This is a genomic window from Prevotella pectinovora (genome assembly GCF_041323955.1).
Classification (GTDB): domain Bacteria; phylum Bacteroidota; class Bacteroidia; order Bacteroidales; family Bacteroidaceae; genus Prevotella; species Prevotella pectinovora.
In genome coordinates this window covers 39,730-53,677 of record NZ_JBGLIV010000002.1, presented here as the reverse complement: position 1 = coordinate 53,677, position 13,948 = coordinate 39,730, and the positions used below count along the sequence as shown (strand labels likewise).

Sequence of the window (13,948 nt, the reverse complement as noted above, 5' to 3'; positions counted from 1 at the left end):
ATTGGTTATCGTTTCATCCCTCTGCTTTGGGTCTCTGCTTCTTTCATGTTCTGCCCATGTGAAGACGTACCGCCTCTGTTAGGCAGAGTTTGCGCCACCTTAGAATTGTTCCCGATGATCATCGCTCCAAGCAGGGCACCCGCAATCTTGCTCATCCAACCAAAGCGTCCGAATACCATGAAGGCGGCAGCCACCAGTCCGACGATGCTCATACCCGACACGTTGCCCTTGCCGATATTGCCAAAGAGATTGCCTATCATGTCGCATCCTACGCCTCCGAACATATTCCTAAAGAAATCACTGATGCCGCTGAACTGGGTGTCCATCTTTCCGGCTACAGTGTTCACCGCATCAACGGCTTCACCAGCCTTGCCCGTCAGACGTTGCACATCGTTGGCGGTTTGTGCCACCGCTTCCGTGGCATTCTCGCCGATGACAGCATCACCTACGATGCGTGCCACGCTCTTGTCTGTGGTCAGCTTCTCCCATGTCACATAGCCTGCGGCACTACCCACTGCGGCCGTCTGCATAGCCTTGCCGGCTCCCATAAGGGTGCGTTGCGGGTGGAGTGCCGCACTGCCTAAGGTCTTTCCAGTTACTCCGATGACATGGCCAGTACCTCGTGCCGCCTTGCCACCATATTTCAATAATGAACTCCAAAATCCCATATCTTATCGTTTTTTAATCACGGTTTGACTTCGTCTTCTTCTGTCACGACTCGGCATAGCTCGAACAAGTTCGGCTCTGCTCTCGCTGCTCCATCAGTTTACGTTCTTGCCCACCTGCTTCCACCGCCTCTTGGCAGCCGCTGCTATCTCGGCTTTGTTCGCTTTGGTGGGTCTTGCCCCTTCGTCTATCTCCATCCAAACATCGCCCATGGTGGTGTATTTCACCGCCCTCGTCAGTCGCTTCAACTGCTTGTTCATCTTCTTCAGTTTGGGTCGGATGCCGAAGACTATCTCCACACGCTCCTTCTCGGTCATCTTGTTGCCCGACAGGCATACCGTGCGTATGTCATTAACTATCTCGATGCTGTTCATAATCAGCTCGCGGTATATCTTGTTGCGCTTGGCTGACAGGGCTACGGCAAGTCCGTTGGCAGGATGGGCATCCAACTGCGCCACCAATCCACCCATATTGTCCACCAACTGACCTATCTCGTGATAGAAACCATATATCTGTGCGGCATAGCTGACGATGGAACGGAAGGAGTCCAGATAGTTGTTGAACTCCCGCTGCAGGTCGGTAGTGGCTTCCACTTCCTCCTTGGTCCAGATATGGCCGGTGGATTGTAGCAGCATCACTTTCTCCTGATTCTTCAGTTCTTTCTCCGCCTTGTTGGTGTACATCAGAATCATCCCCGCAAGAGTCGGGTCGTTCTGCGCCCGCACTCCTGCAAAAGATGATATAAACATAAAAATGGCAATTGATATGAAATACTTCATGACTGATTCCTTTATCGTTAATCACTGATGGTCATACGTCCTGCTCTGCGCCATCTGCTAAGGGCTTGGGTGGCTATCTCTCCATTGCTTCGGTCTATCATCCCTGCCGTCACGCCGTTCCACACATCGGTCATGGTGTAATATCGTATAGACAGATAAAGACGATGCAGCTTCTTGCTGAAGGCACTCAGCTTGTCGTTCAGTGCCCACAGCGTCTTGCTCCTTTCCGCACCAGTCAGCATGTTCTCTTTGCCTCCTTTGGCGACTGCATCTTTCAGCAGTGTGAAGACGGACACCAATTCCGTGGCGGTCTCCATATACAGGTTGTTCATCGAGAGGGTGGCAACGATGCCTTGCGGATTATTGTTGATGGCCTTGCGCATCTTACACAAGGTGATGAATATCTTCACTCCATCGTCGTACAGATAGGTACAGGCTTTGAGGGAAGAGGCATAACCACTGGCGGTTTTCAGATAACTGTTGTACTTCTTCTCCCATTCGTGTATCTTGGTGAACTCTGCGGCGATGGTATTCTGCAACAGGGCAGTCTTGGTCTGACCTTTGATTTCCTTCTCTATCTCACCGTTGATGGCTTCGTTGCCCTCTGCTAATGCCATCCATTCCAAAGGGTTGGCAGTCACAATCTGTGCATGGGCTGACGGCACGCTCAGTACCAATGCCACGACAATGAACCAAATCTTATCTATTCGTAATCTCATATACGCCCTTTCTTCGTTTGTTCGTTTCTACTCTTGTTCGTATCACACTCACCACGTCATAGCTGTTGCTGATGCCGGTCATTTCCAGTTTCGGTGTCGTTCTATCCATCGACAACACGGTCACGCTTTTCAGTCCGCATAACTGTTGTATCAATGTCTGATGCTCGGCAAAGTCCACCACTCGGTACAACTCCATGTAGTTCACGCTCCGCTGAAACACTCCGTGCTCACAGATGAGTTGCTCGCTCCCGATATGGTAGCGGATACTCCTCAGATAGATGAATCGGTAGAGTAAACAGAGGGAGAACAGGAGGCTGAAGACAAGCAACAGGGTACTATATGCACAACCGGGCAATCCTCCGATTAGGAGCATTGCCACGCACAACAGCAACAGAGGCAGTTCGTTGATGAAAAACTGTCCGATGCTGGGGCACAAGGTGATGATGCTATTATCTTCTTGTCTCATACGCTTCTATGATATGTGTTCTTTTCTTCTTTTTCCCTTTGTTTCTCTGCCTTGCCGGCTGCGATAAACTCGGCATAGTCGAAGGTATCTGGTTCGCCCTTGGCAATCAGTTCTGCTGATTTCTTGTTGAGCAGCGCATCGTTCCAGTCCTTGTAGCAACCCAATGGATGATAGGCTTGCACATGCTCGTGACGGAAGCCCATCTCTGCTGCCACCTTCCTGAAGTTTGCAACAAACTGCCGCCCTGCATCGTCCTTGTCAAAACCCAAATAGTGCCGTGCGTTGGGAGTAACGGACAGAAGTCCTCGCATCTGTCCCTCGGTGGGTGTGCCGCCCGTAGATACATACACCATCTTTACAGGATTTATCTGATACTCTGCCATGGCATCGTAGGCACTCTCAAACCATACAATTTCGCTTGCTTTATCCAACGGCTCGCCCGTGAGGTTGGCAATCCACAGTCCTTCACTGCTGTTGCTTCCTTCTGCCTTGCCCTTGTAACCGCCGCTACCGTCCATCTTCGGTCGTCCTCGTTCCTCAAAGCCCACAGTCTTGTCGGGTGTCTTGGGCAGTACAAGCGGAAAGGCAAGGTTGGCAAAGGTAAGTCCATCCGTCCGATGCTTAGTAGCCAGACAGAAATGCCGATGAAAAGCATACTGCGTATAGAGGTCGATGCCTCGGAACTTAAAATAGGGATAAAACCTTTTCTGCGTTTCCCTGTCCTGCGGATTGAACTTGTGGATGTCGTAGTCATTCAGGTTGAATGGCTTTCCGTCCTTTCTTGGTTCTGTAATCTTCGATGGTCTGTCCTCTATGGGTTGGTTGAGCAGTCGGTTGCAGACGAGGTTGACGAGTCGGTCAGGAGACATTCCCACCTTGTTCTCTGAAAACATTTCTGGATGCTCCTTGATGAACGAAATGACATTATACACCTTCTGCTGCGGTGGTTGGAAGCAACATTTCCCATTCTGCGTGACAATGAACTTATCACCACGCACCCGTCTGCCCTCACTGTCAGTACGCACATACGACGGATAACGCAAGCCATCTCTCTTGTTCAGATGATACCCTGCGTCCACCAGTACTTCCTGTATGCTCAACCTGTCCAGAAAGTCATCGTATGTCAGTTCACTACTCATTATAAATTATAAATTGTAAATTATACATTGTTAATATCCTCTCCTTATCTCCGTGGCAACATGATTTGCTTCTGCCTCAAAGTACCTTGCCGCAATCTCCTGTGGCGAATCCACTCCCGGTTTGAAGTAAGGACGTGGACCGCCATGATGCTCTGCATAGAACTCCGGGGCTGGATGGTGATGATGGTGGCTTATGTCATGCGCCACCTCTGCTGTAACGACTGCTCCTGCCGTCAGAGCCGCCAATATCTTCGTGCCCAGTCCGGCGTTGGTTTCGGGGCGTGTCTTCATATCCACTTCACTGAAAACCTTGGAGAAGAGTTTCATGCGATGGTAGTCATCCACCGCCAAGAACTTGTCGTAGTCCTTCTGCTTGATTTCGTGCGTGATGGCTTCTCCATTGATAATGGCGGTCATGCGATACTTATCTTCGCCTTTCTTATCTCCCTCCATCGGAGGCACTTTCTCCACCATGATGTCACCGACTTTCACTTCACGCCCATGCGCTCCCTCACGATACCAACCCTTGTTCTCATTAATCAAGGCAAGGTCTTCACCTCTCACCATGGCATCGCCTTGCAACACGTCACGTCTGACAGTCTCGTCCTCTTCCAACGGAAGCAACCGTTCCTCGTCTTGTTGCTGACGCTGCTGCAACTCCTGTTCAAGTTCGGGATGCAGATGCAGGTCGATGCGCTCCTTGCTATTCAGTGTGTCCATCAGGATTTTGTCAGCAAAGTCGTCCTTGATGATGCCATTCAGCAGTTCCAAGCGTTGAACGACGGGCACTTCCTTGATGGAGTTGGAGGTGAGTTTCTTCAGTTCCTCATCTGTCAGGTCATACACCATGTCGGCATTGACGCTGTTCGACTGAATGGTCAGCGTCTTCGCATTCTCATCAATGATGATGCCATGCGATGCCAGACACTCCTGCCACTTCTCATTGGTGAAATAGACAGGCGAGGTAATCAGTTCCTTATAAGGCTTGGCTGGCTCCGTGCTTCTCGTGCGGCTGATGGAAGGCATTATGATTCCCTCCAAATCTTTCAGCACATCCTGTTGCTGAGGGCTATAACTCTGTTGCTGTCCCTTATAATAGAACCCATAACCGCCGCTCTGCAATTCGCCAGGCTTCATTCTGCCGTCCCAACGTTCAGGCACAATCGGGGCTTCGGGGAAGAACAATCGTCCTCCAACTCTGCGAAGATGGAATCCCTCCTGACTGCGTGGTGTCCAACCTAAAAAGGGTGGTGGCATATCGATGCGCCCCATCCGTCCATACTCGCCGATACCAACACGATAGCCGTGCAGCCCCATAGCTACACGACCGTTGGCATTGCGTGCATGAACGAAGTTCTTGGGCATATAGAAGTCGTTGCCCACAATGCCCGTAAAGGTATTGTAGGCTAACTTGTTGGCATGATTCGTACCCCAGTCGGTCAGAGCCAACATCTGCTTCTCGGTGATGTTATAGGTAAGCAGCGGACTGTCATGCCCTTGCACCACAAGCTGATAGCCGCTGCCATTACTCACCACATGAGCCTGCATACCATTGCGCATGAGCAAGTCACGCATCTCTGGTTGCAGGTCCATCTGTTGGGGATTCGTATTCTTTCTTATCGCCATACTTATTCTTCACTCTTCATTCTTCACTCTTCATTTATCATGCTTCACCGTTCTCTATTGCCTTCTCCAGTTCCTCATCTTTGTGATGGACAAACTGCTCCGCACTCTCTTCACAAATGCAGAGTCCGTTGTTCAGACAATAGCTCTCATATTCTTCCTGCCATTCAGCAGAATGATGGTTGACATACTCCAACCAACCGTACTCGCCGCTCTGTATCTTCTCGACGAGCACATCCTCTGGATAATATTTATTTGATGCCATATACTTATTATATTATGTGTAGATTATTTGTGCATGGAAAAAGAGGCGCGGTTGCGCTCTCCATTCTTCTTCTGCTCATTCCAAAGTTCTTCCGTGTATTCCTCTTCAGGCACATAGTCAAGATTACCGTCATCGCCCATTACCCAACAGCCATAGCACCCGAAGGTGTATTTGTCCCACTCTCGCTTGGTGTTCTCCTTCCACTTCTGACTGTCGCCTTGATTAATCCTTATGCCGGTCTTATCGTTCAGGTCAATACCCACCGTCACCTGTTCGTCCTCCATGATGAGCGTGAGCGGCTCACCCTTCTGCATCACGGTCAGTTCTGCCGAACTCAGTTTCAGTTCATCCTTCAGCACCTCCAAGTTGCGCCCGATGACAGGCGTAGGTACCGACATCACCTGATTGGTCTCCGTGTCAATCTGCACGAAAGCCTTGCTGCTCCTGCCATCAGCATCCTTAACATCGGCAAGGATAGCCTTTCCAGCCAGCAAGTCCTCCTGCTGTTCCTGAGTAAAAGCCTCCAATGGTGATTTCTCCAACTGCGGATAGAAGACCACATCCACCTTGCCGTCCTCCATACGGACCAACGCAAATCGGGTGCGGCTCTTCAATGTCTCGCCCTCATCATTATTCACCTGAATGGGCAGCAACGGTGAACGTCGTCCCTGACCAATATCTTCCAACGCCCACATGGGCAGGTCTTCAATCTTCTCTTGTGTGAGACCAAAACGAGCCAGTGTCTGATAAGGCACCTCGCTCTCTTCAAATCGTACTTGCTTCATACTTTAACTTTGAATTTGAAATTAAACTCATGCAAAGTTATATACCTATTCAGAGACAAGCAGAATTGCATAAGATAATGCGTGTTATTTTTGACGATTATTATTATTTGAGTTTGATTTCTGCTCAAAAATCAAACTCGATTGCTATATTATGTTACAATCTTCTTGTCTTCCCTTTGTTCTTTATGCCAGTCAAAGAATTGCTTGTTACTTTTGCACCATGAAACGATTTCTACTCATCACAATAGCAGCAATATTCTGTTCATCAGCAACAGTATGCGCTCAGTTCAATACCGTCACACAGACTAAGGTACACCGCAAGGCTGTGCCAAAAACGACGCAGTCCGCAACATCCGAACAACTGCCTCCGTGCTCGCCGCATCAGCGGCGAGACTCTCTTGCCTTTGCCCCATTACAAACCCAAACGGAGCAGACCGACCGCCACACGGCACTTGTCAGTCCACTCCGTCATATCTCTGTCACCAGCCCTTTCGGCTACCGCAGAGACCCATTTACAAAAAGAAAAGCCCTACACAACGGGCTTGATTTGAAGGCAAATTACGAACCCACATACGCCATGATGCACGGCGAGGTCATCAAGGTAGGCAAGGACAAACGTTCAGGCCTCTATGTCACCCTCCGTCACGGCGACTTCACCGTCAGCTATTGCCACCTCTCCCAAACTCTCGTCACCAAAGGCACCCACGTCCGTCCCGGCATCATCATCGCGCTGACAGGCAACAGTGGTCGCAGTACTGGTCCCCACCTGCACCTCACACTCAAAGACACAAAAAAAGGACGAGCCATCGACCCGTCCATTCTTCTCAATCTTATCAAGCATCCACTCTAATAGAACGCCTTGTCTTTTGTCGTTCACATCACCCCTTCCGCATTGCAATAATGTCTTAAATATCTAATCCTCAACAATTTCTATTCTTGAAAAACAAGTGTTTTATTCACGAATATAATATGATTTCGTGAAAGATGTCATAAGATGATACTAATATCTATGCTATTTGTCAATAAAGAACCCGTTTCTATGCAGATATTCTGAAACGGTTAGTGTTCCAATCCCTATCTGCTCACACAACAAAGGAAGTTTCTTGAACAACTTACCGTCATTCTGCTGCCTTGTTTCCTCCGTCATTACTTGCATCTCTTCCAGATGGATAGCGTCCGAGTGTCGTACATTCAGTGCATAAATGATAATCTTAGCATCACCTGTTTTAAGGTATTCTTCCTTTTGCTCTATGTATTCTTCTTCAGTCAGTTCCTGCTTCTTCAGTCTTACACAGAAATTGTTGTCTATCATGTTGCTGAATCTCTCTGGGGCACATGGAAATAGATCCTTTGTCGGAATGACCAATTTCTTGTCTTTGAGGAAAGGCATCTTTTCAACTGCAATTCCTTTGGAGGTGCGTTTTGATTCATCCAGAATCACATCAAGTAGCATCAAATCCTTGCGGGAGAACGCCTCTTCCAGGAATGAGTACAACTGTCCGTCCTTATCCAAGGGAAGATAATTCTTGGCAATCATCACCAATGAGCATGTATCAACAACTATCGCCATAACTCCCTCTCAAAATTTGCTGGTTTGACATTGAGTCTCGAACAGAAAGTGGTCTCGTTGACCACTCCATTGAAATAGGCATATTGCATGGTTTTCAAGAATAGCGGAGAAATGATGGGCTTTGGTGTTCGCCCGCCTCTCTTCTCAGAGTTTTTCAACTTTTCCTGTTCCTCTCTTCTTCTGTATTCCTCTGCCAATTCACTCTTGACATTGCTGTAGCTCGAATAGCTGATTTTCCTGTCGATATACATCCTTGTATATAAGGCAAGACGGCTAATGTGCGTCCGTGCACTGATAGCCTTGAAGAGGTCAATGCAGTAGTCGTTACGGGAATCTACACATGCTATGTTAGCAAGTGTTTCTGCTTCTTGTCCCATAATGAACTGATATGCAAAATCATTGCACCATCTTTCGACATCACTGTATGAAGTCTGTGCCGAGATGTCCATCATGTCCACCGACTCCACTTCTTCAATCCCCAATAGACAATGCCCCAATTCATGCGCCAGAGTGAATATTTCTCGCTTGTAATGCTTATGATGCTTAAGCACTATCACATTGGGCTTAAGGTAAAAACCGTCAATGTTGGTTTTCTCTTTCTTGTTCCATGTCTCTATGTATTCAAAGACAAAAATGCCATGATCGGCGATTTTTTCTATCATCTTCACAAGAAACTGCCTATGATTGACAGTTTCCCCGGGATAAAAAAAATCTCTTGCACGTACGGCTACTGTCTTAGGGTCATCTTGTAGGGTGTAGTGTTCTATGTCAAACTTCACATCCAGTTGCGACAGTTTGTTGTATGCATCCAAAGCGTTTTTCAGACTCTCGAATCGGTTTACAGTACGGATCGACTCCAAGTTCAGCTCTGTTCCGAATGAGGTCTTGCGGAAGAAGATACTGCTGCTTGCATTGGTTGACAACTTAGAATAGTCTTGAAAGAAACTGACTTCTTTGTCGAATATCTCACCTATACGCTTCAACACCCCCAAATCAATAGAATCTCCACTGATGTCTGCGGCTCCTGTTATCCGTTTCCTGCCTTTGTTCAGAAGAGACAACAAGTCATCCACCGACATCTTGTATAATGCCAGCAGGTATTCTAAACGTTTCTTGTTAATCTCTACTTTCATATCAGCCTCGATTGAACTATTGTTGTTTTGATGCAAATGCTTAGGCACAATTTTGCGTTGCAAAATTACACATTTTCACTTAAATGGGCGAATTTTCATGCTGAATATCACTGGAATTTATGTTTATTTTGCTAAATCGCTACATTTTGCCACCAAAAAGACACAAAAATAGGACGAATCATCGACCCGTCCTTTTGTTTTTAGCCTTTTTCGTTCTAACCACAGCCTGCAATGTTATTCATCAACTGGTTCATCACTCGCATGTCTCATTTCGTAAACTGTCCATAAGGCTAACACACATTCAATGGCTATCACGGTAATGGCCGCAGTCATGCCCCACCAGTGGGCAATAAGCATAAAGATGCCAGCCTCAATGCACAACGCAAAGAGGATGGTAACAATAAGTGATAATATTCTATTCATTCTACGGTAACTGATTTAGCAAGGTTTCTTGGCTGGTCAACATTCCTATCCTTGTTGATGGCGATGTAATAGGCCAGCAACTGCAATGGGACGGAAACAACGAGAGGTGTAAGGCATTCGGGTACGTCGGGCACTTCAAGGCAATGGTCGGCGATGTCCTTCATTGCGTCATTGCCCTTGGTAATGATGGCGACAACCGTACCGCCACGCGCCTTCACCTGCCTTACATTACTGATTATCTTGTCATACAGCGAGTCCGTTGGAGCAATGACCACCGTGGGCATCTCGCTATCTACAAGTGCAATCGGTCCATGCTTCATTTCCGCAGCAGGATAACCCTCCGCATGGATATAGGATATTTCTTTCAGCTTCAACGCACCTTCAAGGGCGGTGGGGTAGTTGTACCCACGACCGAGATAAAGGAAGTTGCGGGCATAGGTGTATATCTTCGACAAGTTCTTGATTTTGTCAGCAAGTCCCAACACATCTTTTATATATAGGGGCATGTTCTTCAACTCCCGGACAATCCTCTCTACGGTTGCATCATCCACAGTACCACGCATCTGTCCCACGCAGAGGGCAAGCAGCATCAGCACCGTTACCTGTCCTGTAAAAGCCTTGGTAGAAGCCACACCTATCTCAGGTCCTACATGGATGTATGTCCCGGAATCCGTATTTCTTGGGATAGAGGCACCCACGACGTTGCAGATGCCATACACAAAAGCCCCCTTGCTCCGTGCCAACTGTATGGCGGCAACGGTTCCGAGCGGTCATACTTCCTTTGTAACTCCATACACTTCTCAAAGGAGAAGTCGGATGCCTCAAAAAGAGGCTGGATAAGGTGGGCGCATTCGTTCAGCAGTCCCTTGACGATGTGGATGTTCATCTCGTGGCAGTTTCGGCAAATTGCACTGTTGCAGTTGATATACCGATGACTGTTGATGAAGTCATCCACATAGCGGTCATACCGCTTGCCATTCAAAATCACATCCTGAAGATAGAGTTCTCTCGCTTCTAAGAGTAACTCAAACAATTCTTCTGCTACATCCTGTTCGGTAGCGAAGTGGGTCAGGTGTTGCTTCTCTTCAAAAAAAGAGAAGACTTTTTAATTTGTTTTTGCATACTAAATTACTTATTTATAAGTTTATGACGACTGAAATATAAAAATTACACAACATGGTTCAGTATTAGATATATAATCATTTCAGCACCATCCTGAACGTGGTTCCTTTCCCAAGCTCCGATTCCTTCACAAAAATCTTTCCTTTGTGGTATTCCTCCACAATCCGCTTCACAAGCGACAGGCCAAGTCCCCAACCACGCTCCTTGGTGGTGAATCCGGGATAAAAAAGGGTTTTGAACTGTGATTTCGGGACACCTTTTCCAGTATCGGAAATATCCAAAAGCACCTTTCCCCGCCTTTCGGAAATATGGAACAAAACCGTTCCCTCGCCGCCCATGGCATCCACCGCATTTTTCAACAGGTTCTCGATCACCCAATCGAAAAGCGGCTCGCTCACGGTAACCGTCACCCCATGTTCGGGAAAATCCAGATCGATCCGCACTTTATCGGAAATCCGCTTTTCCATATAACCTAACGATCGGCGGACAACCTCGCGCAAATCTGCCTGCCGGAGATCCGTGGCGGAACCGATCTTCGAGAAACGCCGGGCAATCATCTCCAAGCGATGCACGTCCTTGTCGATTTCGGACAATAGAGCGGGATCGATATCTTTCAGCTTCAAAAACTCGATCCACGCGACCAACGATGAAATCGGCGTTCCCAACTGGTGTGCCGTCTCCTTGGACAATCCCACCCACACCCGGTTCTGCTGCGCTTTCAACGAATTGCGAAGGGCGAAGAACACCAGCGCGATGAAAAATGCTATCACCGCCAGCTGCACATAGGGAAAAACCTGCAACTGCTTGAGCGTGTAGGAATCATCGTAATAAAGAGATTGATTGAGTTCGGTGAGTTCAATGGCATTTCGTTTTTTGGAAAATGCCTCCATTTTCTTTTGAAGAAACCTGTCCCGCCCTTTGTCGGGAAGTTTGATGTTGTTGACAATGAAACTTCGGTTCGATTTGTCGTACAAAATAACCGGAATGGTGGTGTTGCCCTGCAAGATCCGCAACACAAGGTTCATGTCGCTGTTATCGGTTTCGGTGGCGAGATGCTCGGTGGCTTTTGCCCAGATTTCAATCTTGTTGCGCTCCTCGATGGTCAGTTCCCGCACCAATTTGTTGGAGAACAACAAAGAAGCCAATGCAATGGCCACTGCAAAAGCAACAAAACCGTACTTGATCCATTGATGAGAATTGAAATCAATCATGCCGACATATCCGTTTAATCCGCATGCAAAGTAACGAAAAAAGCGGGGATTTATTGAACAAAAGTGATTTTTAAATTTATTAAGGTAAATATCTATAACAAACATTTGATTCATTGCCTGCATATGATATTTAATCGTACATTTGTGTTCGTACACGTAAAAACATTTGCAAGTCATGAGAAAATTACTCCTCTTCTTATCCGCAATCGTCGTTTCGATGATGATCAGCGCGCAAGATCGACCCGATCCGCAACCGGCTGCCGACACCTACGAGAAATTCAAGGTGGGAATGGCGGGTTATACTTTCGTGAATTTCGATTTGGACAAGACCTTGCAGACATTGGAAAAATGCGATGTCCACTACCTCTGCATCAAGGATTTTCATCTGCCGTTCAACAGCACCGACCAACAGATTGCCGATTTCCACGAGAAATTGAAATCGAAGGGAGTTACCGGTTATGCCGTGGGACCGATTTACATGAAAACGGAGCAGGAAATCGACAACGCATTCGAGTATGCCAAACGGGTTGGAGTGAAGCTGATCGTCGGCGTTCCAAACTACGACCTGCTTCCTTATCTGGATAAAAAGGTGAAGGAATACGATTTCAATTACGCCATCCACCTGCACGGCCCCGACATGCCGCTCTATCCCGATGCCGACGACGTTTGGGAAAACGTGAAGGATTTGGACCCGCGCATCGGCATGTGCCTGGATATCGGTCATGACAGACGCAACGGAAAAGACCCGGTCGCCGATTTGGAGAAATACATCTCTCGCGTGTTCGACATTCACCTGAAAGATGTCACCGGAGCTTCAAAAGCGGGATATTCGGTTGAGGTCGGCCGGGGAATCCTTGATATCCCCGGATTCGTGAGGATGCTCCGAAAAACCGGCTACGACGGCGTCGTCAGTTTGGAGCACGAACGCAACATGAAGGATCCGTTCATCGGAATTGCCGAATCCATCGGTTATTTCAGGGGCGTGGTAGCCACAACGAGCGACAGACAAAAATAAAAGATAATTTCATTCTCTCTTTATCTCGAAAGGGTTTGTGTTCCGATGCGAATGCAATCCCTTTTTTTTATGACATTTGACTCGGATGCCCACTTGAGGTGGAGGTCGGGAGTTGAAAAATATTCAGAACGCATCCAGGCGTGACTCTCTTCCTGATTCCGGCTCTTGACGCGGCGTTCTTGACAACCATCTGCACGGACTTTGCCGAATATGGGCCGCCCCACTGCCCTTCAAACAGATATACATCGGGCTTATGCAGGATGTAACAGGTGCGAAGATCAGTCAGAATGGATTCCGGGAGCGTCACAACCCTGTCTTTGTTCCCCTTGGACTTGACGATGCGGATCAGCATCCTGGCAGAATCAATATCGGCTATCTCCAGATTGATCAGTTCGCTCAATCGCAGCCCCGATCCATAAAGCATTTTGATCATGCAACGGTGCTTGATGTTTTCGGTGCCGTCGATGATCCTTTTCACTTCATCTATATTCAGACAATTGGGCAACGCAAAGGTCCTCCTCGACGGATAAAGGTGTTTTATCTTTAACTCCCTGCCATAAATCGACTTGTAGAACTTGTCGATCGACGCCACTATCATGCGCTGGTGAGAACTGCCGATCCTGTGCCTCTCGATTTTCCACAGCACATATTTCTCAACCGCCAACTCGTCGATTTCAGCCGGATGCGAGAATTTCCTTTTCGCAAGATCAAGGAAGCTCCTCGCGCTGCTTTTGTAGTTAGCGATCGAGTTCGCACTGTAGCGCTGCAAGACGAGCTTCCGCTCAAATTCAAGTATCAATCTGTCAACATCCATGCCTCCGGTTATAAGTGTGAGTGGCAAAGATAACAAAACATTCGTAAATGCAAAATAATTCTATGTTTATTTTCGTGCTTATCCTTCTCTCTATCAATATCATATCAAGGAGTTCCACTTTTACTCACAAATCGGTTTACGAATGTTATATGGTTTGTATTTACGAATGTTGTATATTTGTTGCGTAAATAAGACGTTGTACGACATAGTAAAACCGA

The 13,948-nt window shown here is 47.5% G+C and carries 15 protein-coding genes and 2 pseudogenes; 2 read left to right on the top strand and 15 right to left on the bottom strand.

Annotated elements, in window-relative coordinates; translation table 11 throughout:
* Positions 1–5: 5 nt before the first annotated feature.
* From ACDC99_RS12895 to ACDC99_RS12860, 8 genes are all read right to left on the bottom strand, one after another.
* Positions 6–668, bottom strand: coding sequence for a hypothetical protein (locus ACDC99_RS12895; protein WP_005816251.1), 663 nt, complete (start codon positions 666–668; stop codon positions 6–8).
* A 93-nt stretch (positions 669–761) separates the two neighbouring features.
* On the bottom strand, positions 762–1,445 hold the full coding sequence (locus ACDC99_RS12890) for a hypothetical protein (protein ID WP_005816248.1): 684 nt from the start codon (positions 1,443–1,445) through the stop codon (positions 762–764).
* Between the two features lie 17 nt (positions 1,446–1,462).
* The gene (locus ACDC99_RS12885; protein WP_005816246.1) at positions 1,463–2,164 is read right to left on the bottom strand and encodes a hypothetical protein; all 702 of its coding nucleotides are present in this window, start codon (positions 2,162–2,164) and stop codon (positions 1,463–1,465) included.
* Positions 2,145–2,630: a PH domain-containing protein gene (locus ACDC99_RS12880; RefSeq protein ID WP_005816244.1), complete on the bottom strand. Its 486-nt coding sequence runs from the start codon at positions 2,628–2,630 to the stop codon at positions 2,145–2,147. The genes ACDC99_RS12885 and ACDC99_RS12880 overlap by 20 nt, the downstream gene beginning before the upstream one ends.
* Complete coding sequence (locus ACDC99_RS12875) at positions 2,627–3,769, bottom strand: toprim domain-containing protein (protein WP_005816242.1); 1,143 nt, start codon at positions 3,767–3,769, stop codon at positions 2,627–2,629. The genes ACDC99_RS12880 and ACDC99_RS12875 overlap by 4 nt, the downstream gene beginning before the upstream one ends.
* 30 nt (positions 3,770–3,799) lie before the next feature.
* Positions 3,800–5,395: a hypothetical protein gene (locus ACDC99_RS12870; RefSeq protein WP_005816239.1), complete on the bottom strand. Its 1,596-nt coding sequence runs from the start codon at positions 5,393–5,395 to the stop codon at positions 3,800–3,802.
* A 37-nt stretch (positions 5,396–5,432) separates the two neighbouring features.
* Positions 5,433–5,657, bottom strand: coding sequence for a hypothetical protein (locus ACDC99_RS12865; protein ID WP_005816237.1), 225 nt, complete (start codon positions 5,655–5,657; stop codon positions 5,433–5,435).
* A 23-nt stretch (positions 5,658–5,680) separates the two neighbouring features.
* Entirely contained in the window at positions 5,681–6,442 is a 762-nt protein-coding gene (locus ACDC99_RS12860; RefSeq protein ID WP_005816235.1) for a DUF4099 domain-containing protein, read from the bottom strand.
* Positions 6,443–6,662: 220 nt separating this feature from the next.
* Here ACDC99_RS12860 and ACDC99_RS12855 point away from each other — a divergent pair, with 220 nt between their 5' ends.
* Entirely contained in the window at positions 6,663–7,292 is a 630-nt protein-coding gene (locus tag ACDC99_RS12855) for a M23 family metallopeptidase (RefSeq protein WP_007837448.1), read from the top strand.
* 162 nt (positions 7,293–7,454) lie between these two features.
* On the opposite strand, the gene ACDC99_RS12850 is transcribed toward ACDC99_RS12855, so the two are convergent.
* The 6 genes and pseudogenes from ACDC99_RS12850 to ACDC99_RS12825 form a co-directional block, all read right to left on the bottom strand.
* Positions 7,455–8,012, bottom strand: a complete 558-nt coding sequence (locus ACDC99_RS12850) for a DUF4411 family protein (RefSeq protein ID WP_005816230.1) — start codon at positions 8,010–8,012, stop codon at positions 7,455–7,457.
* The gene (locus ACDC99_RS12845) at positions 8,003–9,145 is read right to left on the bottom strand and encodes an ImmA/IrrE family metallo-endopeptidase (protein WP_007897423.1); all 1,143 of its coding nucleotides are present in this window, start codon (positions 9,143–9,145) and stop codon (positions 8,003–8,005) included. Before ACDC99_RS12845 ends, ACDC99_RS12850 begins: the two co-directional genes overlap by 10 nt.
* Before the next feature lie 234 nt (positions 9,146–9,379).
* Complete coding sequence (locus ACDC99_RS12840) at positions 9,380–9,568, bottom strand: hypothetical protein (protein WP_005816226.1); 189 nt, start codon at positions 9,566–9,568, stop codon at positions 9,380–9,382.
* Positions 9,565–10,329 (bottom strand): annotated as a pseudogene (locus tag ACDC99_RS12835) (SIS domain-containing protein); the annotation flags it as partial. The gene ACDC99_RS12840 and the pseudogene ACDC99_RS12835, both read right to left, overlap by 4 nt.
* Positions 10,326–10,640 (bottom strand): annotated as a pseudogene (locus ACDC99_RS12830) (hypothetical protein); the annotation flags it as partial. The pseudogenes ACDC99_RS12835 and ACDC99_RS12830, both read right to left, overlap by 4 nt.
* A gap of 127 nt (positions 10,641–10,767) precedes the next feature.
* Complete coding sequence (locus ACDC99_RS12825) at positions 10,768–11,901, bottom strand: sensor histidine kinase (RefSeq protein WP_018452643.1); 1,134 nt, start codon at positions 11,899–11,901, stop codon at positions 10,768–10,770.
* 217 nt (positions 11,902–12,118) lie between these two features.
* Between ACDC99_RS12825 and ACDC99_RS12820 the strand changes: the two genes are divergently transcribed.
* Positions 12,119–12,916, top strand: a complete 798-nt coding sequence (locus ACDC99_RS12820) for a sugar phosphate isomerase/epimerase family protein (protein ID WP_270530567.1) — start codon at positions 12,119–12,121, stop codon at positions 12,914–12,916.
* A 67-nt stretch (positions 12,917–12,983) separates the two neighbouring features.
* Here the strand turns inward: ACDC99_RS12820 and ACDC99_RS12815 are convergent, their stop codons facing one another.
* The gene (locus ACDC99_RS12815) at positions 12,984–13,730 is read right to left on the bottom strand and encodes a tyrosine-type recombinase/integrase (protein ID WP_005938300.1); all 747 of its coding nucleotides are present in this window, start codon (positions 13,728–13,730) and stop codon (positions 12,984–12,986) included.
* Positions 13,731–13,948 lie beyond the last annotated feature (218 nt).

Bases quoted from the DNA above. Each gene is read 5' to 3' on its own strand.
- ACDC99_RS12845 (WP_007897423.1), bottom strand. From the start codon at position 9,145: ATGAAAGTAGAGATTAACAAGAAACGTTTAGAATACCTGCTGGCATTA.
- ACDC99_RS12895 (WP_005816251.1), bottom strand. From the start codon at position 668: ATGGGATTTTGGAGTTCATTATTGAAATATGGTGGCAAGGCGGCACGA.
- ACDC99_RS12870 (WP_005816239.1), bottom strand. From the start codon at position 5,395: ATGGCGATAAGAAAGAATACGAATCCCCAACAGATGGACCTGCAACCA.
- ACDC99_RS12825 (WP_018452643.1), bottom strand. From the start codon at position 11,901: ATGATTGATTTCAATTCTCATCAATGGATCAAGTACGGTTTTGTTGCT.
- ACDC99_RS12885 (WP_005816246.1), bottom strand. From the start codon at position 2,164: ATGAGATTACGAATAGATAAGATTTGGTTCATTGTCGTGGCATTGGTA.
- ACDC99_RS12820 (WP_270530567.1), top strand. From the start codon at position 12,119: ATGATGATCAGCGCGCAAGATCGACCCGATCCGCAACCGGCTGCCGAC.
- ACDC99_RS12855 (WP_007837448.1), top strand. From the start codon at position 6,663: ATGAAACGATTTCTACTCATCACAATAGCAGCAATATTCTGTTCATCA.
- ACDC99_RS12880 (WP_005816244.1), bottom strand. From the start codon at position 2,630: ATGAGACAAGAAGATAATAGCATCATCACCTTGTGCCCCAGCATCGGA.
- ACDC99_RS12875 (WP_005816242.1), bottom strand. From the start codon at position 3,769: ATGAGTAGTGAACTGACATACGATGACTTTCTGGACAGGTTGAGCATA.
- ACDC99_RS12860 (WP_005816235.1), bottom strand. From the start codon at position 6,442: ATGAAGCAAGTACGATTTGAAGAGAGCGAGGTGCCTTATCAGACACTG.
- ACDC99_RS12850 (WP_005816230.1), bottom strand. From the start codon at position 8,012: ATGGCGATAGTTGTTGATACATGCTCATTGGTGATGATTGCCAAGAAT.
- ACDC99_RS12865 (WP_005816237.1), bottom strand. From the start codon at position 5,657: ATGGCATCAAATAAATATTATCCAGAGGATGTGCTCGTCGAGAAGATA.
- ACDC99_RS12890 (WP_005816248.1), bottom strand. From the start codon at position 1,445: ATGAAGTATTTCATATCAATTGCCATTTTTATGTTTATATCATCTTTT.
- ACDC99_RS12815 (WP_005938300.1), bottom strand. From the start codon at position 13,730: ATGGATGTTGACAGATTGATACTTGAATTTGAGCGGAAGCTCGTCTTG.
- ACDC99_RS12840 (WP_005816226.1), bottom strand. From the start codon at position 9,568: ATGAATAGAATATTATCACTTATTGTTACCATCCTCTTTGCGTTGTGC.